This is a genomic window from Polyangiaceae bacterium, assembly GCA_020633205.1.
GTDB lineage: Bacteria > Myxococcota_A > Polyangia > Polyangiales > Polyangiaceae > JAHBVY01.
In genome coordinates, this window is record JACKEB010000016.1 from 121283 (window position 1) to 143242 (window position 21960).

15 protein-coding genes are annotated in these 21960 nt (G+C 64.7%); 9 read left to right on the plus strand and 6 right to left on the minus strand.

Going from position 1 to position 21960, the window contains the following annotated elements; all coding sequences use genetic code 11:
- Positions 1–27: 27 nt before the first annotated feature.
- Both H6718_25225 and H6718_25230 read left to right on the plus strand, forming a co-directional pair.
- The gene (locus H6718_25225; GenBank protein MCB9588737.1) at positions 28–849 is read left to right on the plus strand and encodes a haloalkane dehalogenase; all 822 of its coding nucleotides are present in this window, start codon (positions 28–30) and stop codon (positions 847–849) included.
- Between the two features lie 184 nt (positions 850–1033).
- Positions 1034–1348, plus strand: coding sequence for a hypothetical protein (locus H6718_25230; GenBank protein MCB9588738.1), 315 nt, complete (start codon positions 1034–1036; stop codon positions 1346–1348).
- Positions 1349–1453: 105 nt separating this feature from the next.
- Here the strand turns inward: H6718_25230 and H6718_25235 are convergent, their stop codons facing one another.
- Both H6718_25235 and H6718_25240 read right to left on the minus strand, forming a co-directional pair.
- Positions 1454–2938: a GtrA family protein gene (locus H6718_25235; protein ID MCB9588739.1), complete on the minus strand. Its 1485-nt coding sequence runs from the start codon at positions 2936–2938 to the stop codon at positions 1454–1456.
- Positions 2939–3529: 591 nt separating this feature from the next.
- A complete protein-coding gene (locus H6718_25240; GenBank protein ID MCB9588740.1) occupies positions 3530–5365 on the minus strand; it encodes a hypothetical protein in 1836 nt (611 codons plus the stop codon).
- A gap of 140 nt (positions 5366–5505) precedes the next feature.
- Here H6718_25240 and H6718_25245 point away from each other — a divergent pair, with 140 nt between their 5' ends.
- The 4 genes from H6718_25245 (at position 5506) to H6718_25260 (ending at position 9086) form a co-directional block, all read left to right on the plus strand.
- Complete coding sequence (locus H6718_25245) at positions 5506–6069, plus strand: hypothetical protein (protein MCB9588741.1); 564 nt, start codon at positions 5506–5508, stop codon at positions 6067–6069.
- 78 nt (positions 6070–6147) lie between these two features.
- Positions 6148–7707, plus strand: coding sequence for a DUF58 domain-containing protein (locus tag H6718_25250; protein MCB9588742.1), 1560 nt, complete (start codon positions 6148–6150; stop codon positions 7705–7707).
- Between the two features lie 69 nt (positions 7708–7776).
- Entirely contained in the window at positions 7777–8613 is an 837-nt protein-coding gene (gene rsmA, locus H6718_25255; GenBank protein MCB9588743.1) for a ribosomal RNA small subunit methyltransferase A, read from the plus strand.
- Positions 8610–9086, plus strand: a complete 477-nt coding sequence (locus H6718_25260; protein ID MCB9588744.1) for a hypothetical protein — start codon at positions 8610–8612, stop codon at positions 9084–9086. The genes rsmA and H6718_25260 overlap by 4 nt, the downstream gene beginning before the upstream one ends.
- 89 nt (positions 9087–9175) lie before the next feature.
- On the opposite strand, the gene atpC is transcribed toward H6718_25260, so the two are convergent.
- The 3 genes from atpC to H6718_25275 form a co-directional block, all read right to left on the minus strand.
- The gene (gene atpC / locus H6718_25265; GenBank protein ID MCB9588745.1) at positions 9176–9715 is read right to left on the minus strand and encodes an ATP synthase F1 subunit epsilon; all 540 of its coding nucleotides are present in this window, start codon (positions 9713–9715) and stop codon (positions 9176–9178) included.
- Between the two features lie 22 nt (positions 9716–9737).
- Entirely contained in the window at positions 9738–11189 is a 1452-nt protein-coding gene (gene atpD / locus H6718_25270) for a F0F1 ATP synthase subunit beta (protein MCB9588746.1), read from the minus strand.
- Positions 11190–11581: 392 nt separating this feature from the next.
- Entirely contained in the window at positions 11582–12631 is a 1050-nt protein-coding gene (locus H6718_25275) for a PA0069 family radical SAM protein (protein MCB9588747.1), read from the minus strand.
- Between the two features lie 122 nt (positions 12632–12753).
- Here H6718_25275 and dnaG point away from each other — a divergent pair, with 122 nt between their 5' ends.
- Together dnaG and rpoD are read left to right on the plus strand one after the other, a co-directional pair.
- Positions 12754–14808 carry a DNA primase gene (dnaG, locus tag H6718_25280; protein MCB9588748.1) on the plus strand — a complete coding sequence of 685 codons (2055 nt, stop codon included), beginning with the start codon at positions 12754–12756 and terminating at the stop codon, positions 14806–14808.
- A gap of 91 nt (positions 14809–14899) precedes the next feature.
- Positions 14900–16813 (plus strand): RNA polymerase sigma factor RpoD, encoded by a 1914-nt coding sequence (gene rpoD / locus H6718_25285; GenBank protein ID MCB9588749.1) that lies wholly within the window; start codon positions 14900–14902, stop codon positions 16811–16813.
- Between the two features lie 88 nt (positions 16814–16901).
- Here the strand turns inward: rpoD and H6718_25290 are convergent, their stop codons facing one another.
- Positions 16902–21041, minus strand: coding sequence for a zinc-ribbon domain-containing protein (locus H6718_25290; GenBank protein ID MCB9588750.1), 4140 nt, complete (start codon positions 21039–21041; stop codon positions 16902–16904).
- A 212-nt stretch (positions 21042–21253) separates the two neighbouring features.
- Here H6718_25290 and H6718_25295 point away from each other — a divergent pair, with 212 nt between their 5' ends.
- Entirely contained in the window at positions 21254–21820 is a 567-nt protein-coding gene (locus tag H6718_25295; GenBank protein MCB9588751.1) for a hypothetical protein, read from the plus strand.
- Positions 21821–21960 lie beyond the last annotated feature (140 nt).

The following is a 21960-nucleotide window of genomic DNA, read 5'->3' on the forward strand; positions in this document are numbered from 1 at the left end:
CGGCGAATCGCGGTGCTCGACTCCTATATGTCCAGCGTCGACCTAGATGACGGACCCGGGCACACGCTCGTATTTCTCCACGGAAATCCCACGTCTAGCTACCTGTGGAGAAACGTCATCCCTTGGGTACGTGGCTCGCGGCGAATCGTGGCCCCAGACCTGATTGGAATGGGTGCATCCGGCAAGCCGGCGATCGGCTATCGCTTCGTCGATCACGCGCGCTATCTCGAGCACCTTCTCGATGCCCTGAACCTGGACCGTGTGGTGCTCATCACCCATGACTGGGGAACCGCTCTGGCACTCGACTGGTGGTCGCGCCACCCAACTCGAGTGCGAGGCATCGTGATCAGCGAAGGGGTGCTCGCGAGTTTCCCGACTTGGGCTGCCTTTCCGCAAGGCGGTCAAGCAACGTTCCGCGCCTTCCGGGCACCGGGGGTTGGAGAGTCGCTGATCCTCGACTCCAACACCTTCATCGAGCACAGCCTGCCCGGCGCGATCTTGCGTTCCCTGACCGCCGCAGAGCTCGCAGCCTACCGAGCCCCATTCCCCGATCGTCGGTCTCGACTCCCACTCTTGGTGTGGCCCCGCGAGCTCCCGATCGCAGGAGAACCCGAAGACGTCGTTGCTCGCCTCGCGGCCCTACGCCACGCGCTCGTCCGGTCGAGCGTTCCGAAGCTGCTGTTGACAGCAACTCCGGGCGCGCTAATCCGCGAGCCGTTCATCGATTGGTGCCGCTCACACCTGCCGAACCTGGAGATCCACGACCTGGGGCAAGCCATCCACTACCCCCAAGAGGACCAGCCCGACGCCTTCGGAAGGGCGCTGGCGCGCTGGCTGAACAATCTCTAGCGCAGGGGTGCTGTACGCTCCGGAACCGGCGCGGCTTTAACTTGGTGTAACCGGGCCGGTGCCGGCAAACTACGCAGCGCGAACGAGGGTCGCCGCTTGGTTGGCCGATCCGCAAGCGTCGGGCCCAAGGGCCTTCCGCTCTGTTTTAGCGCCTCTCGGCGCGCTCAGCGAAGGAGACTCGAACATGAAGAGTTGGTTTTGGGGATTGTCACTGTCTGGCGTTGCAGCCCTCAGCACTGCTGCCTGTGGCGGAAGCGCGATCTCGCCGGACATGGTCCAACGCGCGCAATCCCATGACGCATCGGCGTCGGAAGCCACGATGATGAAGGGCAAGCAGCTGTTTGAGGGCAAGTGCGGCACCTGCCACGCCCTGCCAGCTCCAAGCTCCCACACCGCCGAGGAGTGGCCGGAGTGGGTGAAGAAGATGGCGCCCCAGGCGAAGATCTCCGGGGACGACGAGAAGGCCGTGCTCCACTACTTGCTCGGCGCAAGCGGCTGACCCACCGCGAGCCCTGAAACGCCGCGACGGCAGGGGAAACCCGGCCGTCGCTTTGCTTTTGTTTCTCGATGCTTTTGTTTCTCGATGCGTTCGCTGAGCTGCGCCTCAGCCGGTGCGCAGCATCGGGTCGGCCGGGTTGAGGTACGGCCCGCTCTCATCCTCACGGCGCGCCTCCCTCACCCCCAAATCCCGGGCTTCGAAACCCAGACGACGCTCCAGCAATCCACGGGCGTCCGGAAGCCTGTGGGACTGATTCGACGCGGCATAGGCCAGTATCGCCTGAGTCTGAAACGGAGCCTGGAGCGCAGTCGCAACCGCGTTGGAGAGTGAGCCTTCATCGGCCTCAACGACTGCTGCGGGTTGCTCGGCGGCGTCCTCGAGGTTGACGGTCCGCTCGAATACGTAGTCCCGACTGAGGGGGTGATTCCAGGTGAGGAACACCGCCCCGCGCACCAAGAGCCATGCGAGCTGGTAAGGGACGCTCGGTAGCAGCAGCAGCACGGCGACCAGACCCGAGTTGAGCAGCGCGCTGCTCCCGCTAACGATCACGTAGCGAGAGGCTTGCTCGCTGGTTTTTAAATCCCCACGGAAAGCCCAGTAGCGCCCCAGGGTAAAGTGGATGGTGCCGCCCAGCACGCAGCCAACCAGCGTGGCGATGGGAGCCCCGAAACCACCCGCGACCAGCAGGGTAACGAGCCCGAAGTCCGCCAAGGTAGCGACCGAGGAACTGGTGAGGTTGCGAAAGATGCTTCCGCGTGAAAACACACCAGAGGGCGGAGGTGTCACGCTCAGCGCCTTGCGTCCGAAGAACAGGCGCTGAATCGCCGTGATCTGCGTCGTGGCGGCGAGCACCACCACACCAACCACCGCCAGGCGATGGATGGGCGCCGGGTCGTTCGGCACGACGATCCCCTCGATGATTGGGCTCAGCGCGACGCTTGCGCCCAAGAGCACGATGCGCTCGGGCCGTTGCATCAGGCCAATGTTTGGGAAAGCGACGCCCATCGCCTCTCCCCTCGCCTTCACGTAGGAGACCAGCAGAGAACCAACCAGCGCGAACAACACGGGGTACAGGACCCAGCTATCGCTGTAGTACGCCGCGAGGCCGAGCAGCACCGCCGCCTCGCAGTAACGATCCAGCACCGAGTCGAGCAGCGCACCGCTCTCACTCGCCTGCTTCGTCTCACGCGCGAGACGTCCATCCAGGAAGTCACACACTGCGGCCGCCACGTAGAGCCACCCACCAAGGGCGAATCGCCCGGCCGCCAGTGCAACGCCAGCGCCGCCAGCGAGCAACAACGAGAGTGTGGTGATGGCGTTTGGTGGCAACCGGCTCTTCAACACCAAGTTGAAGACCGGACTCATCAACCACGCGAAGTAGTTGCGCAGCCACGCACCGAGGAGCAGCGTGCTGCCACGCTTCTCCATTTCTCGATCGTGGAAGTCCCCACGTAGCGCATTGCGAACGCTGAAGACGAGCATGCCGCCGAACACGTAGACGACCAGCGCCAGTGCCGGAGCGGCGGCCGACCAGATACGCGCCGTCGGAGACAGATCCCCTTCAAGCCACGACGCTAGATTCGATGCCACGTCCATCTTTCGCTTCCTTGGGCCCGACCTGAGCAACGTCTACCCACTTGACCAGTTGTCCTGACAGAAATCGTGTCGCACGAGACATCAAACCGCATCGGGCATCGGCTTGGACCGTTGGCTCCGCGCGGTACGCAACGCCCACTAGTCAGCCGATGCGTTTTCCACTCGCAAACTGCGCCACGCTTCCGCGGTGTACCGGGGTGCATGCTGGCGTGATGTGCAAGCGACGTTCCGAACTCCACAAACCCGAGCTTTCAACGTCGGATATGCGCCCGAATCGCCTCGCGTAAAGTGGGGAACGTGCAGAGAAACGCTGCTGGTTTTCAGTCGCTCGAGCGCAAAAACTCGAACGACAGCCAACATGCCGCGGTCTACGCGTTTTCGATCGGTTGCCGAGTCAGACTCAGGAACGCTGCGTTTCCCTGGAGTACCCAATGGCGCCGGGTTCACGAGATGAATCAGCCGATACGCGGGCGTCGTCGTTCACCCAATGAATCGCTCGCGAGTGTGCGGCAAGTTCACGGCGTGAACCTCTGGCGTTGGGCTCAGCGTGAACTGAGCGACACGCTCAAGCAGCGAGCGATGTGCTTACTCGTCGGTCGCCGAGAGCCCCGACGTGACGCTGGAGTCTTGAGGCACGGGCAGCGGAAACGCCTGCTTGAACGTCAACACGAAGTTACCCGGCAACGTCGCGTAGCGCGGGTTGCCCACGGGGAAGCCCCAGTCGAGCCGGAACACGATGCGGTCAAACATGGGGAATAGGCCGCGCAAGCCAAGTCCAACCGCGTGGTTGAGGGCGACGTCTTCGAAGCGATTGAACGCATCCCCCATGTCGTAGAACAGCACGCTGCCGAGCTCCGCGCCGAACAGCTGCACGGAGCGACTGCGAAACTCAAGGCTGCTGGCGATGCGATCCCGGCCGATGAACGCAAAGCTTGGGTAGCCCCGCGGACGAGTGTTTCCTCCAAGGGAGTAGCGCAGGTTGAGGTAGTCCTCGAATCGGTTCGTGACCACCCCATCGTAGACCAAGCGCCCCACGCCAAAGCGCGGCGTGGCGATGCGCATCGCACCCTCCACCTCAGCGTCTGATTTGTCGAGCCGCGCGGCTTCAATCCGCGAGGAACCAAGAAGCCGGAACAGTCCGTCGCCGAGCGGCCAGGTGTAGCCGAGGACGCTGTGTACGCCGAGCAAGTCGCGAGAGGATCCAACCGAGGTGCTCGCGGGGTAGACCTTGAGCAGCGCCCTGTGCCCGAGCTGCAGGTCCTCTTGCAGCGCGAGGGTCTCGAAGTTCAGAGTGCGCAGATAGCGATTCGAATACGCCTCGAGGCCCACGAATGGACTGATACGCGTGTCGCTCTGGGGCACCTCCTCGTCCAGGAACACCTGGCGCGCGCGCGCGGCGTAACGTTCGGCGTCCGGCACACCGTAGTTCGAACGCACCGCCTCGGCGCCGAGCGTCAAGTCGAGCTTGTTCTGCCGACCGAAGGAGCGAGTGATCGAGTACTCACCTGCGAGTTGGTCACTGCGATACGCGTAGGGCAGCACACCGAACCCGGTGTCGATGCTCGACAGCTCACCGCCCACGTAGCGGCGGACAATCTCCCGACGCCACACCACCGTCGTTGTCCAAGCCCACTCGGCGCGGGTGCTGTACAGCGGTTGCCCGTACGAAAAGCCACCGTAGGAGCCCTCCGCTTCGCCGGAGTCACGATTGAAGATCACATTCGCGATTGCAGCAGCCTGGATGCGGCTGTCACCAACCCTGGGGTTCACGTAGGTCGCGCCTGCGATGTAGCGATCCAGCTGCAGCGCGAAGAGCGCGCTGATCGTACGGTGAGTACCGAAGAGGTTCTCCTCGCTCGGTTGGACCAGGAGTTGTTCGAGCTTGCCAGCTTGGAACCGCAAGTTCCAGTTGAGCCGCAGGCTCCAGACGTCCCGGGTGATAACTAAGACGCGCACCCGGTCAGGTGAGCTGCCCTTCAGGGCAACGACGAGCACGACGGAGAGCTGACGTAGCGCGCGCAAGTTGCGCTCAGTCTCCTCAATTGATTCCGCGCGGTAAATATCGCCGACGTGAAACAGGAGTTCGCGACGGATGACGTGATCCCGTGACGTGGTGTGGAAGTCGTTGACGAAGTCGGGTACCGGGTCTTGCTCGTCGAAGACCTCCAAAGGCACGATGCGCAAGGACTCGATGACCTTGCCTTCGGGGCGTGGATCTACGGCAGCGGGTTGACCCGCTTGCTTCAAGGAATCGAGCTCGCGCTGAATCGTGTACCGCTCGAGCTCCGAGTAGTCGTGTTCGTCGTCCGTCTGCTGTCCGGCCGCCGTTGAGCCAAGCAGGAGCAGAGCCCCAAGAGCACCCGCGACGAACAAAACCAGCCGCGCAGAAGCGCGGGCGGCGCTGGTGCGCTGACACTTCATGAAGCCGATCGTTTCGAGCGGTGCGTGAGGTCGGGACACGAGCAGTCAGGGCAAACGGGGGAGCTGAGGGAGAGCGCCACGCGAAGGGCGACCGTAACCGGGCTTACTGGATCAAGTCACCCGTGCGATGATGGGACACGGTGAAGATCGACCGCGGGATCTGGCTGGGAGCGCTCGCAGGAACCTGCGTGGGCGCGGTCGTGGCCGTATTGACTCACTCGACCGAGCAGCACGAGCTAGAACAGGAGCCCTTTCCTCCGCTCAGCAGCGTCACCCGTCGGCTCCCCTCCCCCCCAACCCAGTCGGCGACGAGCGCTGACGAGCGTCCGAGCGCTGAGGTCAATGCCGCGACAGCTCCGGCGACTAGCGAGCCGGCGCGCGCTCCGGCGTTGGTAGGAGAGGCGCTCAGCCAAGAGGAGCTGCGTTGTGCCCGCGGGGCCGCGGATGCCTGCCTGCGGGTCGGTGACAGCTATTCCGGGTCGTCGAGCGGGGACACGAAAGCGCTGACTTTCCGCCGACGAGCGCTGGTGCTGTACGCCGAGGGCTGCCAGCGACGGGAAGCGCACGCTTGCCGTCAACTGTCGACGCTGTACGAACATGGGATCGGCGTCTCGCGAGACGCGAACACCGCGGCGGCGCTACTGCAGCGCTATCTTGAGCTCTGCGCGAGCAGCAAGGACGGCTGCCGAGAGGGCAAGCCTTGATGCCGAGTGGAGCCGGCTGCCGTCCTCGACTATACACGAGGCTCCGCTAGCTAGCCGCCTCGACGCCTTGAGTCGCCCTTGCAACTCCACCCCACTCGATCAGCCGTAGACCTCACCCTGGCGGGCATGCTTGCCGTGGGCACGGCAGTGGTGGCACGGAGCGCGCCCGCGCTCGCGTGGAGCGGAGCGATCTTGGTGGGCCTGGCGATCGCCCGCGCCGTCACGCGGCTCTCCGTGGCGCGGATCCGAGCGGCTGGCTTCGAGATGCTGTGGCGCCAACCGGAGCGCGTACGCAGCATCGCACGCAACGAAACCCTCGAGTTGATGGCCGAGGTGCGCAACCGAGACACCCGCGCGGCACGCTACGTGGAGCTTCGCGCGGTCGGCTCACCCGATCTCGAAATCGAGGTCGAACCGAACGAGGGCGAGGTTCCCGCGGGAGGGCGCCTCGAAGTGACCGTCAAGGTCACCCCACCGAGGGTCGGTCGTCATGGCATCCACGGGCTGAGCCTCGAGGTTCAAGGCAGCCCTGGCTTGTTCGAAGTGCCGCTGACTTTCGCGAATCCGTACGGCATTGAAGTGCTACCGCGCCCATTTTCCACCGCCTTGCACACGGCGCGCGGCGGTCGCAGCCGACACGGCGCCGAAGCTGGTAGGCCTGGACCCCTGGCTGGGGAAGGTCTCGAGCTGAAGGAGCTGCGTGAGCACGCTCCCGGCGATCCATTCAAGCGCATCGCATGGAAGGCCAGCGCGCGCCGAGGCAAGCTGATGGTGCGGGAATACGAACAAGACGAGCGCGACGTAGTCTGGCTGGTCCTCGACGCATCCATCGAGCTCTGGGCGGGTACGCCAGGAAAGGCTCCCCTCGACATCGCCATCGACGAGCTCGCAGCCGTGGCGAGCAGACACCTCGCGAAGGGTGATCGAGTTGGCCTAGTGATCGTCGCGACTCGCATCCTATGCTATATCCCTGCGGATTCTGGTGTCGGTCAACTGGGACGGCTCATGGGCGCGTTGGCCCACGACACTGGGACGGTCGATGCCGATCGATCCGACCTCGACGAGTCCGACGTCGGCCTCCGCGTCCTGGAGCACCTGCGGCCGCTGGATCCCGAAGCAGCCAGTCGCGTACGCCCCACCGAACTGGACCGCATCGCGCGTCGCGTGGTGAAGGCTCTACCCCGCGCGCCCTTCCAAGTGCATGAGCCCCTCGGGAACTCGAAGCGCGAACGCACACTGCGACAATACCTGGTCGCATTTGGGATGGGCTCACCGCCCCGCCAAGAGCCGGAGCGCAACGCCACGGATCGCACCCTTGGTCAGGCGCTCGCGCGGATCACCCGTGAGAAGCCTCGGCCGAGCATGATCGCGATTTGGTCTCCTGCGCCCGACATGGAAGTGCGCCCAGACGTCGAGCGTGCCCTGAGTCAGCTGCCAAGGCGTCGCTGCCAGGTGCTCTGGGTACCAATGACCTTCGAGGCGGGTCTGCCTCGCACCGATTGGGTCGCGGAAGCCGTGGCCGAAGCGCTGAGCATGCGAGAACGCGCTGCGGCGTCCCGCGGAGAGCGCGGCCTACGCCGCCTCGGCGTACGCGTCCTGCACACGCGGCCGAAACACCAGGGGTTGGTCAACCGATGACGGCCATACGCTCCGACGTTGGCAAAGACTCCGCTGGAGCCAAGGACCAGGCTCGTGACTGACTCCGAGATCAAGCATCGGAACCCGCGGCAGCAGCTCAGCGAAGCTGGCCTGCTGGCGAAGAAGAGCTTCGGGCAAAATTTCCTCACGGATCCGAACATCTGCGCCAAGATCGCGAACCTTGCTGGCACTTCTCACGTGGTGGAGATTGGTGCCGGCCTGGGCGCGCTCACGGCGCCGCTACTCGAGCGCGCAGCGCACGTGATCGCCGTGGAGCGCGATCGAGATCTGGTGCCGTGCTTGAGGGAGCGCTTCACCCCGCAGCTCGAGCAGGGCAAGCTCGAAGTGTACGAAGCCGACGCGAAGACCTTCGACTACGAAGTTCATTTCCGCGCGGCGTCAGCCCCCAGGGTCCTCACCGGGAACCTGCCGTATCAGATCACTGGACCGCTGTTGGAGCGCGCGGTCCTGCTCGCCCCATTGATCGAGCGCGCGGTGTTCATGGTGCAGCTCGAAGTCGCGGAGCGCGTCGCCGCAGCGCCTGGCAGCAAGACCTACGGGGCGCTGAGTGTGTTCGTGCAAGCTGCCTTCGAAGCGCGCCGTGCGTTCATCGTGAAACGCACCGCGTTCCATCCCCAGCCCAATGTGGACTCCGCGGTGATCGAGCTGATATCGCGGCGCCCGGCGCTCGCCGAGGAGACGCCACTGTTCCGGGCGCTGGTAAAAGGCGCTTTCGCCGCACGTCGCAAGACGTTGCGCAACGCTTGGCGCGGCGTCGCAGGGGAGCTCCTGCAGGATGCGGCTGGCGCGGCAGAGATCGACCTGGATCGCCGCGGAGAAACCCTCGATGTGCGCGACTTCGCACGCATGGAACGGGAGCTCCTGGCCCGCGGAGGCCAGGCGTGAGGCGGCGAGCGCTGCTCCTCTGCGGCGGGTTGTTGCTCGTTGGCTGCCCCAAGGAGCAAGCTGAGCCCGAACTGGTGGAGCGTGCCGTCTTCGGCGTCTTCTTCGGTGGACAAGTGCAAGAGCGCAACGAGCTCCCCTTCGAGATCGATCGGCGGAAACAGACCCAAGGACTCCGGGTGGACTTTCAGAAGCCCCTGACGAGAGACGTTCCAGTGCGCTGGGAGTGGGACCGCCCAGCTCCGCGCGGAAAGCGCCCAACGCCATCGAGTCGGGTCACTGAGCTGGGCAACGGCACCGCTCCCAAGGGGAGCCAGCGCTTCGAAACCCAGCTCGAGCTCGCCCCAGGTGACCCCCTCGGCGAGTGGAACGTGCGACTTTTCGTCGACGACCGCCTCGTGCTGGACCAGCGCTTTCAGGTGTACAGTGAAGCCTCTCGGCGGGCCGCCGAGAAGCGCAACGAAGAAGACGACTGAACGTCGCTGGGCCAGCGCCAAGAATTCACAAAAGACGAACGCCGCCTGACCTCACGGTCGGCGGCGCCTTCATTTCTGCACGAGACTGCTCAGTTCTCTCCGTGCTCGCGCTCCGCGTCTTCTGCGGCAGCGTCGGCCTTCTCGATGTCGCTGGTGACGTGGTAGCGCTCGGGCTCCGCACCGGCAAAGGTGAAGGTCCGCACGATGGGCGGCGGCGGGTCACCGTAGAGCTCGAGCTGCACAGCAGCCCACAGCTCGTCGGCGATGAGCTGCATGTGCTCGGCGGTGCCGGGCTCTTCCTTCCAGTTGTCGAGCTTCTCGTCGGTCTCTTTCAGCTCCAGGCGAACGCGGACCGGGTCCACGTCGTCCTTGGTGATGAAGTGATCCGTGAGCAGCACGGCCTTGCCCTGGTTGACTTCGACGAAGCCATTCCCCACGGCAACGCGGACTTCCTGTCCGTCTTGCTTGTAGCTGACGATGCCCGTGGCCAGCGCCGCCAAGAGCGGGCGGTGGCCGGGGAGCACGCCGAACTCGCCATCGACACTGGGCGCGGTGAACTCGGTCACCTGCTCATCCAGGGCCAAGCCATCGGGCGTGACGATTTCGAGTTCTAGGGTTTCAGACGCCATCTATCGCTCCTGTTTGCGAGACTCAGCCAGCCGACTTCAGCTTCTGGGCCTTGGCCTTCACGTCCTCGATGTTGCCCACGAGGTAGAACGCCTGCTCCGGGAGGTCGTCCAGGGCACCGGTCAAGATCTCCTTGAACGCCGCGATGGTCTCCTTCAGCGGGACGTAACGACCCTGGAGACCCGTGAACTGCTGGGCCACGAAGAAGGGCTGCGACAGGAACTTCTGGATCTTGCGGGCGCGATCCACGACGAGCTTGTCGTCTTCGCTGAGCTCGTCCATGCCGAGGATCGCGATGATGTCCTGCAGATCCTTGTACTTCTGCAGGGTCGACTGCACCTGGCGAGCGACGCTGTAGTGCTCCTCACCAACGATGTTGGGATCCAACATCGTGGACGTGGAGTCGAGGGGGTCCACCGCGGGGTAGATGCCGAGCTCCGAGATGGCTCGCGAAAGCACCGTCGTCGCGTCCAAGTGAGCGAACGTCGTCGCGGGCGCCGGGTCGGTCAAGTCGTCCGCGGGCACGTAGATGGCCTGCACCGAGGTGATGGAGCCCTTGTTGGTCGAGGTGATGCGCTCCTGAAGCGCACCCATCTCGGTGGCTAAGGTGGGCTGGTAACCGACGGCGCTCGGCATACGACCGAGGAGCGCCGACACCTCAGAACCCGCCTGGGTGAAGCGGAAGATGTTGTCGACGAAGAGCAGCACGTCCTGGCCCTGCTCATCGCGGAAGTACTCCGCGCACGTCAGCGCGCTCAGCGCGACGCGAGCGCGGGCGCCGGGGGGCTCGTTCATCTGCCCGAAGATCAACGCGGTCTTGCTGAGCACGGGCTCCCCACTCTCGAGCTTCGACTCGGCCATCTCGAGGAACAAGTCGTTGCCCTCGCGGGTGCGCTCACCGACGCCGGCGAAGCAGCTCACACCACCGTGCGCCTTGGCGACGTTGTTGATGAGTTCCTGGATGAGCACGGTCTTACCGACGCCGGCACCGCCGAACAGGCCGATCTTGCCGCCCTTACGGTAGGGGGCGAGCAGGTCGATGACCTTGATGCCGGTCTCGAAGATTTCGACGTTCGTCGACTGGTCAACGAACTTGGGAGCGTCGCGGTGGATGGGCAGCGAGCTCTTCGCCTCCACCGGACCCGCGTCGTCCACGGGCTTGCCGATGACGTTGAGGATGCGGCCGAGCACCGCCTCACCCACGGGCATCATGATCGGGTTGCCGGTGTCCTTCACCTCGACGCCGCGAACCAAGCCTTCGGTCGCGTCCATCGCGATGGCGCGCACCACGGACTCACCGAGGTGCTGCGCAACCTCGAGGGTGAGGTTGTTCTTCTCCGCGGAGATGTTCGGGTTGGAGGTGACGATCGCGTTGAGGATCTTGGGGAGCTTGCCCGGGGGGAACTCCACGTCCACGACGGGACCAATGACCTGGGTGATTTTTCCAACCGCGCCGGCTGCTGTCGTTTCCGCCATCTTTGCTCTATCGCTTCTGCTCCGAGCCCGCGATCAACGGGCATCGTGAGTGTTGAGGGTGGTGCTTGCCGCCGCGGGGTCCGCGGAGGCGAGAGCCGCTCGAAACCAGTGACCTGGTCGCTCGAGCGGAGCTGAGTGCGTAGGGTCCAGAGTCCTTGATAAAAAGCTGGCCCGATGTCGCGCCGCGTCTAGCACGGTCGGCATGTTCTGCCAACGCGAACTGTAGGCCTGTGCAGGTCTCTGGTGGCCAGCGCGAGCAGGCTGCTTTGGGTCCTTTCGGGTGGTTTTAGGGCTCCAAACGCCGCACGTCCGCCCCAGGAACCTGGAGACTCCCATCGCGCGACACCTCGCCGCACCTCATCCTCCCCCCAAAATCCGTGAGGCACGCGAATTCAGCCAAACAGGCGCAGCTGACCACCGCGATCCGTTGGGCGACGGAAGGTTGAGGCCAGCGGGGGTGAATCGTCCTCGACCCCTTGTGCGTAGCCGAGCCGCGCACAGGTGGAGCGAAACAGGTTCCAGATCATGTCGGCGTAAGGGCCTTCCCCGCGCATGCGGCTGCCGAAGCGCGGGTCGTTCAGCTGGCCAGCGCGCGCTTCGCGAATGCGCGCGAGCACCTTGCCGGCGCGATCCGGAAGCTCTCGTTCCAAGCGCTCGACGAACACCTGCTTCACCTCGCCGGGCAAGCGCACGAGGATCATCCCGGCGCGCTTCGCTCCAGCCTCTCGGCACGCTTCGAGGATACGCACCAGATCGCGATCGGCGAGTCCAGGGATCAGCGGCGCGACGTTCACGCTGACGTCCAAGCCTGCTTCTGCCAAGCGCCGGATGGTGCGCACGCGGCGCTGAGGTGTGGCGACGCCCGGTTCGATGCAGCGGGCGACCTGAGGATCCCAGAACGGCACGCTGATGGTCACACCGCACGGCGTGTGCTCAGCGATGCCTGCGAGTAGCTCGAGGTCTCGCTCGATCAGCGGCGCCTTGGTGATGATGTGAAACGGATTTCGATATTCGCCACACACCTCGAGGCACTCGCGCGTCAGGCGCAGGCTGGCTTCGATTGGCTGATAGCAATCGGTGTTGCCGCTGAAGAGCACAGCCTCCCCGAGCCAGCTCTTGGCTTCGAACGCCTCTCTGAGCAGAGCCCCCGCGCGGGGCTTGAAGACCACCCGACGCTCGAAGTCGCTGCCCGCGCCGAAGCCGAGGTACTGGTGGCTCGGTCGCGCATAGCAGTAGGCGCAGCCGTGATAGCAACCCCGGTACGGGTTGACGCTCCAGCGCATGCCGACGTCTGGGCTGTCGTTCTTGCTGAGGATGCTGCGCGACGTGTCCTCGTACAAATGCAGACCGTGGCTGGGCGGTTCCACGCCGTCCTCCAGCAGGTACTCCACTTCCTGACCGTGAAAAGGGTTCGGGGGATTGTGCACCGGCAGCGGCCGCATGCCCCGAATGTATACTGAACATCGAAGCAGTCAAATCCACGAACGCCTAGCAAAGCCTGGATTTTGCGAGCCCCCAAACGCCCGCCCATTGCCAGGCTGCACCCGCGGAGTATGAACGAGAGATGCTCACCCCCCTCGGGCTGAGCGAGGTGCCGATGATCAGCCAGGAGACCGTCGATCGCGTCAAGAGCCGGATGAACGCCATCCGCATCATCGGCGAGTACGTGAAGCTCGAGCGCCGCGGGCGCAGTCACATCGGCCTCTGCCCTTTCCACAAGGAAAAAACGCCAAGCTTTCACGTCAGCGACGAGCGCAACTTCTATCACTGCTTTGGTTGCGGTGTCAGCGGCGACCCGATCCGCTTCATGATGGAACACGAAGGGCTCTCCTTCGTGGAAGCGATCCGCCACATCGCGGAGCGTGAGGGCATCGACGTCGTCGAGACGGGAGATGACCGCGATCGCCGCCAGGCAGCGGAGCAGCGGCGTCGCCTCGAGGAAATGTACGACGCAGGGGCGCTGGCAGCGACCTACTACGAGCGCATGCTAGTGGAGCACCCCCTCGCGGAGCTCGCGCGCCAAGAGCTGCGCAAGCGCGGGCTGGAACCCGACCAACAGACTGGCGACGCAGCAGAAGCGATGCGCGCCTTCCGCGTTGGGTACGCGCCTTACGCCTGGGATGGCCTGGCTCGCCAGTTGCGCGATCAAGGCGCGGGCGTTCAGCCGGCGGAGCGCGTGGGTCTGTTGGTACCGCGCAAGACGGGTCCTGGGCACTACGACCGCTTCCGCCATCGCCTGATGTTTGCTGTGCTCGACCTTCGCGGTCGCGTGGTGGCGTTCAGCGGACGCGCCCTGCCTGAGCCCAGCGAGGAAGAGCTAGGGCGCGCCAGCTTGTCTCCCCTCGGAAGCGGTTCGAGCGAGGCGCCAGCGAAGTACTTGAACAGCCCCGAGAGCCCAATCTATCGCAAGCGCGAGGTGCTCTTTGGCTTGTATCAGGCGCGCCAAGCGGTACGTGAACGTGACCAGTGCATCCTGGTCGAGGGCAACTTCGACGTGGTGAGCTTGCACGCGCGCGGCATCGGCAACGTGGTCGCCCCCCTCGGCACGGCGTTCACCGCGGAACAGGGCAAGGAGATCCGGCGCTACACCAATCAAGCCGTGCTGCTCTTCGACGGAGATTCCGCGGGGAGACGCGCGACCGAAGCTTCACGAGCACCCGCGCGAGAAGTTGGGCTGGTGGTTCGCGTCGCCAGCTTGCCTGACGGGATCGATCCAGATGACCTCGCCAGACAGGGTGGCGCCGATGCCGTGCGGCGGGTGGTCGGCGCGAGCAAATCGATGCTCGAGTACCTGATCGAGAGCACCCTCGACGAAAAAGTCAGCGGCGCCCTCGACAAGGGCGAACGCATCAAGCGCGTGAAGACGCTGCTCGAGGAAGAGGACGATCCGACCGTGCGCGCGATGGCCAAGCGCTACGCAGACACCGTCGCGGAGCGCCTCGGGATCGCGGATCAAACCACCCTGAGGGCGCTCGAAGTGAGTGTGGGGGTAGAACCACGGTTGCCCGCGGGCCCGCCACAGTTCTCTGGGCGCGCTGCATTCTCGCCCCCCACGGCACCCGTGGCAGAGGAGCCCCGCGGCGGCTTCGATCCTCTATCGGAGCGTCCAAGCGGCCACGGCGCACCCCAGCCCCCGGAGCGGGCTAAAAGTCGCAACCGCGCTCACGACATCGAGCAGGAAATCTTTGGCGCATTTCTCGACTTCCCCACCCTGCTGGGAGACGCTGTGAGTTGGGAGGCGGCGAACCTGTTGGAGGGCGACCTGGCGCTTGGCTATGTCGCATTGCGTCAAGTGTGGGAGAGCGTGGGGCAGACGCCAGGAACCGCAGAAAACTCATCCGCGCGCGCACACCTTGAGCCAGCGAGCATCCTTGCTGCGCTTCCCACGTCGCTCGCAGGCTACGTGAGCCAGCGCCTGGCGGCGCCGAAGCACGACCAGCTCGATCCTTGTCGCGGAGAGCTGGTGGCGAACTTGAGGCGGCTGGAAAAGCTGCAAGCCGTGCGCGAAGCAGCTCACGTGGTCGACGAGCTGCACCAGGCGCAAGCACAAGGAGACTTCGACCAAGAACTTTCGCTCTTGAGCGAACGCTTCAGGCGTGCCAGGGAACGTCGCCGTTAGCTGCCCCGGCGACCAAGAGGGAGGTTCCGGGCAGTGCACGACGGATAGCGAGTTTCTTTTAGGGGATTAAGCCGCTCGGCTAGAGCGGGACTTGAGGATTGCCTGGCGTGACCTAGGAGTCGCGCGAGGCTCGGCTGAGAGGAAAACGGTGGGAGCGAAACATCCGAACGGGGCAAAGAACGGAAGCGGCGCACACACGGGGGAACGATCGGCGGCCGATCCAGCGAATGGGGCTCAGGCACAGACCAGCGAAGAGCGCGTCAGCCAGCTGATTCACCGCGGCAAGAGCCAAGGCTTCTTGACCTTCGACGAAGTGTCTGCGGCCTTACCCGGCGACAGCGTCGACCCTGAGCAGATGGAGCAACTGCTCTCGCACCTCGAGGGAGCGGCGATCGACCTGGTGGAGACGAACGAGTCGACCCCCGCCGCGAAGCCAGAGAAGGCCCCGAAGCCCAAGCCAGCGAAAGCCGAAGCGCCCAAAGCCAAGGCCGCCAAGGCGCCAGCCGCAAGCAGCGCGGACGAGGCGCTACGCTCGAACGACCCCGTTCGCATCTACCTGCGGCGCATGGGCGGGGTCTCGTTGCTCACCCGCGAAGGCGAGGTGGAAATCGCCAAGCGCATCGAAGACGGCGAAAACGACCTGCTCAGCGCCGTCCTGGATACGCCGGTCGCCGTGCGCGAACTGGTGCTCCTCGGCGAGAAGCTCAAGGCGCACACCATCCGCGTCAAAGACATCATCCGCGAGCGCAGCGAAGACGAGCCGGAGATCGACGAAGAGGAGGCCGATCGCGCAACCATACGCCTGCTGGATAAGCTCAAGCGCCTCGACAAGAAGAGCCGCGAGGTTCGTTCTCGCAGGGAAACGGCTAGCGGCACGAAGGCAGAAGAGTTTGACGCTGAGCTGGCCTCGCTCAAGAAGGATGCAATCCGTACGCTGCGCGACCTGCGCCTGAACAAGAAGACCGTCGACAAGCTCATCTCCTCGCTCAAGAAGGCCATCCAGGCGTTCAATCGTGCGGCAGCACGACGCGGCGAGCTCGAGACGTTCCTGGGCGTGGAGCGCGGCAGCCTCGGTGGGCGCATCGCCGCTTGCCTCGGCGATATGGATGCCTGGGAGGCACTCTGTCAGGAGCACCATAAGGCCTCGCTAGACGCGCAGCGCTACATCGATGCCGTCGAAGACACCGAGCGTGAAGCCGGAGACATCGAGAACGAGCTGGGTGTGGACCGCGAAGTGACGCTGCGGCTCTACGTGCAGGTCCGCGAGGCGGAACAACGCACTGAGCGGGCGAAGGCAGAGTTGGTCGAGGCCAACCTGCGCCTCGTGGTGTCGATCGCCAAGAAGTACACGAACCGTGGCCTGCAGTTCTTGGATCTGATCCAAGAAGGCAACATCGGCCTGATGAAGGCGGTGGAGAAGTTCGAGTACCAACGCGGCTACAAGTTCAGCACCTACGCGACCTGGTGGATCCGCCAAGCCATCACCCGCGCCATCGCCGATCAAGCACGCACCATCCGCATTCCGGTGCACATGATCGAGACGATCAACAAGTTGGTGCGGACCTCGCGCTACCTCGTTCAGGAGTTGGGTCGTGAGCCCACTCCTGAGGAGCTCGCAGTGAAGATGGAGCTTCCAGTGGACAAGGTGCGCAAGGTCCAGAAGATCGCCAAGGAGCCGATCAGTCTCGAGACACCCATCGGCGAAGAAGAAGACTCGAGCCTCGGCGACTTCATCGAGGACAAGAACGCGATCAACCCCGCGGAGGCGATGATCACGAGCAACTTGGAAGAGCAAACCGCCGAGGTGCTGAAGACCCTCACACCGCGTGAAGAGAAGGTGCTGCGGCTGCGCTTCGGCATCGGCGAGAAGAGCGACCACACCCTCGAAGAGGTCGGCCAAGACTTCGAGGTCACTCGCGAACGCATCCGTCAGATCGAGGCTAAGGCGCTGCGCAAGTTGCGACACCCGAGTCGCAGCAAGGCACTCAAGACGTTCCTCGAGTAAGCGACGAACAAGCAAAAAGCAAACGGGCTCGCCGACTGGCGAGCCCGTTTGCTTTTTGGGGTTGCAGCGGTGAACTAGCGCACCAGCCTCAGGGGCCATCCCAAGGTCGGCCGAGCTTCTTGAGGGCTTCCTTGGCTTCCCCACGGTAAGCTGAGTCGCGCGGTCCGTCGCGTAAGAAGGCCTCCCAGTGCTTCACCGCCTCCTTGCGTGCGCCGAGCGCCTTCGCGTAGAGGCGGTGAGCCTCCCACAGCCAACGCGGCTTCGGGTCTTCTTTCTCGGCGTATTCCACTGCCTTCTCCAGCTGCTCTCGGGCTTCGTTGTCCTGGCGGTTTGCAGCCAAGAGCTTGCCGTAGCGGTAGCGCCAGAGCGCGTTGTCGGGATCCGCCGCGATGGCCTTCTTCAGCTCTTCCATTGCGTCGCGCTCCTGGCCGAGCGCATCGTAGGCCTCGGCCAAGTCCGCGTGGGCCTCGTAACGAGTGGGTCGCAACTCGAGAGCCTTCTGCAGGTCGACGATTGCGTCCTTCACTGCGCCCTGACGGTAGCGCAACACGCCACGTTGCCAGTAGGCGTCGGCCAGTCCCTGATCGAGCTCGAGCGCCTTGGCGAGCGCCTCCTCCGCCTTGCGGGGGTTGCCCGCTTCGTTTGCGGCCCAGCCGACGTACAAGTGGTACTCCGCGCGGTTGGGATCGAGGTCGCGTGCGCGCTCCAGGGACTTGAGGGCCTCCGCCAGAGAGTTGCCCTTGAGGAGCAAAGCGCGGCCGAGGCAATGGTTCGTCTCGGCGGAGGTCGGACGTACCTGGAGCACCTCCTTCAGGATCTTCTCTGCCTGAGCGCCACGTCCGGCGCTCACCTTGCCGCAACCCACGCGCAGCTTGAGATCTGGATCTTCCGGTGCCTTGGCGAGCGCGGCCTCGTACTCCTTCAACGCCTCCTCGCTTTGTCCTGCAGCTTCGAAGAGCAGCCCGCGCTCGAGGGCCAACCCGGGGTACTCGCGGTCCACTTCAGCTACCGCATCAAACTGTTTCCGTGAGGCATCAAACTCACGGTTGCGCCTAAACGCAACGCCCAGTCGGAACTGCGCTCCGATGTCCTTCTTGTCGAGGCTGAGCGCCTTCTGGAACTGCTTGACGGCTTCCTCATAGCGACCTTGAGCCAGAGAGACCTCGCCCAGCGCTTTGAAGATGGCTGGCGAGCTGGGCATCTTTTTTTGCGCCGCGGCCAACTGCTCCTCGGCCTCCTCGTTGCGCCCCTGCTGGCTCATCAGCATCGCCAGGCCGATGTAGGCGTCGACCACCGCGACTTCGTTTTTCCCTGTAGCAATTGCCTTCTTGTACGCCGCCTCCGCCTCCTGACGGTTACCAAGGGCGTCCTCGGCCTTCGCGAGCCACAGGCCAACTCGGGCGTCATCCGGATGAGCCACCGCCAGCTTCTTCAAGATGGCCTTCGCATCCTCCAGTCGCTCGAGCGCAATCTGCGTCTTTGCGATACCGATCGACGCAACGACGTTGTCCGGGTCCGCCTCGACGCCAGCCTTGAATCGCGCCAGGGCCTCACTGAAGCGCCCAGATCGATACAGCGCGTCACCAAGTCCTGCGAGAGCGCCGGCGGCTTTGGGCGAAATGGTCAGGGCCTTCTGATAGGCCTTTTCCGCGTGGGTGATGCGCGAGCGCGAGAGGTGGATGTCGCCTCGCAATGTCTCGCCGTCCACCACCTCTGAGGGACTCGCCGGGTTGCCCGCCTTGTCCAAGAACGACAACAGCTCGAGAGCCTTGTCCTCGTTGTGCTCGGTCCACGCGGCTCGGGCGAGCAAGATGCGCGCACCGACGTGTTCGGCGTTTTGCTTCAATACCTTCGCGGCCTGCTCCTCGGCGCCTTTGGTGTCACCACCCAGGAGCTTCGCGCGAGCTAGTCCGAACTCCGTGCGCGGCGACTGCTCGACCTGCACGGCTTTCGACCAGACGTCCGTGGCCGCTTTCGCGTCTTGAGCGAGCAGCTCGACTTCACCGAGCGCTGCCAAGGCGTCGATGTTCTGCGGGTCTTGCTGACTGATGCGAGTGAACACCTGTCGCGCGCGCGCCAGGTTGCCATCGCTGGCAGCCTCGGCTGCTCGTGCCAGCTCGAGCTGATCGACGTCGGTCGCGTCCTTCAGCTCCTGGAGCAGCACCTTCGCTCGCGCAGTGACCTTCGCGTCGACCCCAAAGCGAAGCGAACTGAGAAAGCCCGTAAACGCGGTATACGCGGCCAAGGGCTTCACGCGCTCTTGTTGCGCCCGAGTGCGATCCACAGCATCGAATGCGGTCGTCGCGGAGGCGAAAGTGTCCTTCGCCATTTCCGCGCGAGTATTCTTCACAGTGGTCTGAACCAGCTGCTTGTACTCGCCGCTCTTTACCTGGTCGAGGATCCAATAGGCACCGAAGGGCCCCACATTGGGCACCAACGCGAGCGCACCGCCACCGAGTAATCCGACGACAGCCAGCCCGAGGAAGATGCGGCCCTTACCGCGGCGCGGGGGCGCTTCGGCGGTCGCGTTGGCAACCTGGAGCTGAACATGAGTGCCTGCTGGTTGCTGAGCAGGCTTTGGTCGGGGCTGATCCTCCTGAGGGATCGCGCCGAACTCCATGTCATCCTCACCCCCGCCCTCGATCCCGACTGGCGAACCCATGCCGCCTTCGTCGCCGAGATTGACCTCGCCGTAGCTGACGCCACCTCCGGCTTGACGGGTGATCGCGTTATCCGAGGTGGGCGCGCTACTAGGACCGCCGAAGTCGTCGAATCCTTCGTCGCTGGCGTGGGAGCCAAAACTGTCCGGCGCCGGTGCACCAAAGCTATCTCGAGGCGGAGGCGCTCCAAAGCTATCTCGAGGCGGAGGCGCTCCAAAGCTATCTCGAGGCGGAGGCGCTCCGAAAGGATCGCTGTCCCGTGGAGGTGCCCCAAACGGATCCTCTCCGAATGGGTCCGACGGCATGCTTCCGCGCGGAGAAGCTCCCGGAGGCGGAGGCGTACTACCGATCTCTGGAAGGCTATCCATGCTGGCCCGAGGAGGCGGCACGCTCCCACCCAGGTCGATCTCGCCGAACGCCCCCGAGTGAGGCGTGGGTAGATTTCCACCTACTACTGGCAGCCCAGCGGCGGTCTGCGGGAGTCCAGCCGCGGTCTGCGGGAGCCCGGCTGCAACCTGGGGCAAGCCCGCTGCGGGAGAGGGCAGCGAAGCCGCTGGAGAAGGCAAATCCCCGCCGAGACTCGGCAGACCCGCCGCTGGCGACGGGAGATCGATGCCCCCGCGGCCTCCCCGGGCAACGGCTGGCAGATCGCCACCGCGCGTCGGCAAATCGTTTCCCCGAGGAGACGGAAGATCGAATCCGCCACGACCGCCCACCGCTGGCAAGTCACTGCTGCTTAGGCTCGGAAGGTCACCCCCTCCCCCCACGCTCGGAAGGTCGATGTCACCAAAGCCACGACCAGGGCTTGGAAGATCAGCGCCTCCACCGGCGGGACTCGGCAAGTCGAAATCCCTTCCGCCACCTACGCTGGGCAAATCCGCGTCGAAGCTGGCGCCTCTGGGCTTCCCTCCGCCAACCGCGGGCAAATCCGCGTTCAACTCGAAATCGGGCTGCGCCGCGCCACGTCCAACCGCCGGGAGATCGACTCCCAGATCGATTCCCGCGCGTGCGCCACTGCCACCAAGGGAGGGCAGGTCGACCTCACCAAACGACTCCATCGGAGGCCGCGGCCCGGTGCTCACGCCCGGCCGTGGCGGCGCCGCCGCGGGCAAGTCTGCTTGGGGTTTCCGCGCTGGTGCAGGCAAGTCGGCCGCGTCCCGTCGTTGTCCAACCGCGGGCAGATCCAGCTCATCAAAATCAACATCGGGAAGCGCTGGCTTCGGAGCTGCAGGCTTCGGAATCGGAGGTTTCGCGGCGGGTCCACCGGGACGTGGTAGCGCTGGCTTCGCGGTTCCAAGCCCCAATCCCGCGACGCCGACACCAACGCCAACCTGGGTCGGCTTCCGCGATCGGTGGGGCACCGGAGGCGGCTGACTTGGACCCGAGTCCATACCGAGACTGGCTCCGAGCACGGGACTCGGTCCCGTGCGTCGGTTGTCGACCGCGGGCGGTTCCACCTTGAACGTCGTGCCGCACTTCGGGCAGCGCATCTTGAGGCCACTGGGTGGCACCCGACGCTCGTCGACCTGATACGGAGCCTTGCAACCGGGACACTCGACCTTGAACATCTAGCCTCCAAGGGTAGCGGTATCGCTTGGCTTTGTCGTGGTTTCTGCGCGAGGTCCGCGGTCCTGCCAGGCGGGCATTTGCCTTTGGTGGGACCGCTCCGGGATGCTAACAGCCGGCGTGTCCAATGGTTGAGGAAGGCGGCCAAGAGCCCGCAGCGAAGTCACAGGGCGCTCGTTCTCGCCCCAATCAGCGTGGCCGTTGGGTGGGTTTGGTGAGCCTGGTGATCTTGCTGGGGCTGGGTGCACTCGCCTGGCCGGGCATGAAAAAGACGCCCTCAGCGCCAGCTCCGAGCGTGAGCGCGTCGGCGCCGCCGCCCATCGCCAACTCGACCCGTGATGGCGGCCTCGAGCTGGAGTTCGACGCGAGTCTGGCGCTCGCGGCCGCGGAGCTCTCCGACGACGATCCGTTGCTGGCCTATTCCGGCTGGTCCACCTGGCCCGACGGAGGTGCAGTGCCGCCATTGCCTCCCACCGCGCCCATCGCAGTGCGCTTCGGTGCAGTGCTTTTTCCCTACGCTGGGGCCGAGTTCGCCCCACCGGACGCCCCAACTCGCGATGTCGCGCGCAGCGAGGCTGAGGCCGTGCTTGAGATCGCCAAGCAGGACTTCAAGAAGGCGGTAAAGCTCGGACATGGGGGGGGAGAGGACCTCGGGCTCATGCGGCGAGAAGTCCTTGAACCACCAGTTGAGTATGCGTTGTTCACCCTCAAGGTGGGTAGCGTGTACCCGCACCCCGTCGACACACCGCGTGGCTATTGGGTGATTCGTCGGGTGCGCTGACCTCGCAAACGTCTCGTGCGTGCGTCCGGTGCGCCGCTGCTTCGGAATTGATGCCGCCATCAGCGAGCGCATCGCTAAGTGGTTGGTGAAGCGAACTCCGGCGCTTGCCGACAACTTTAGGAAAGCCTGTCCTTTTGGGC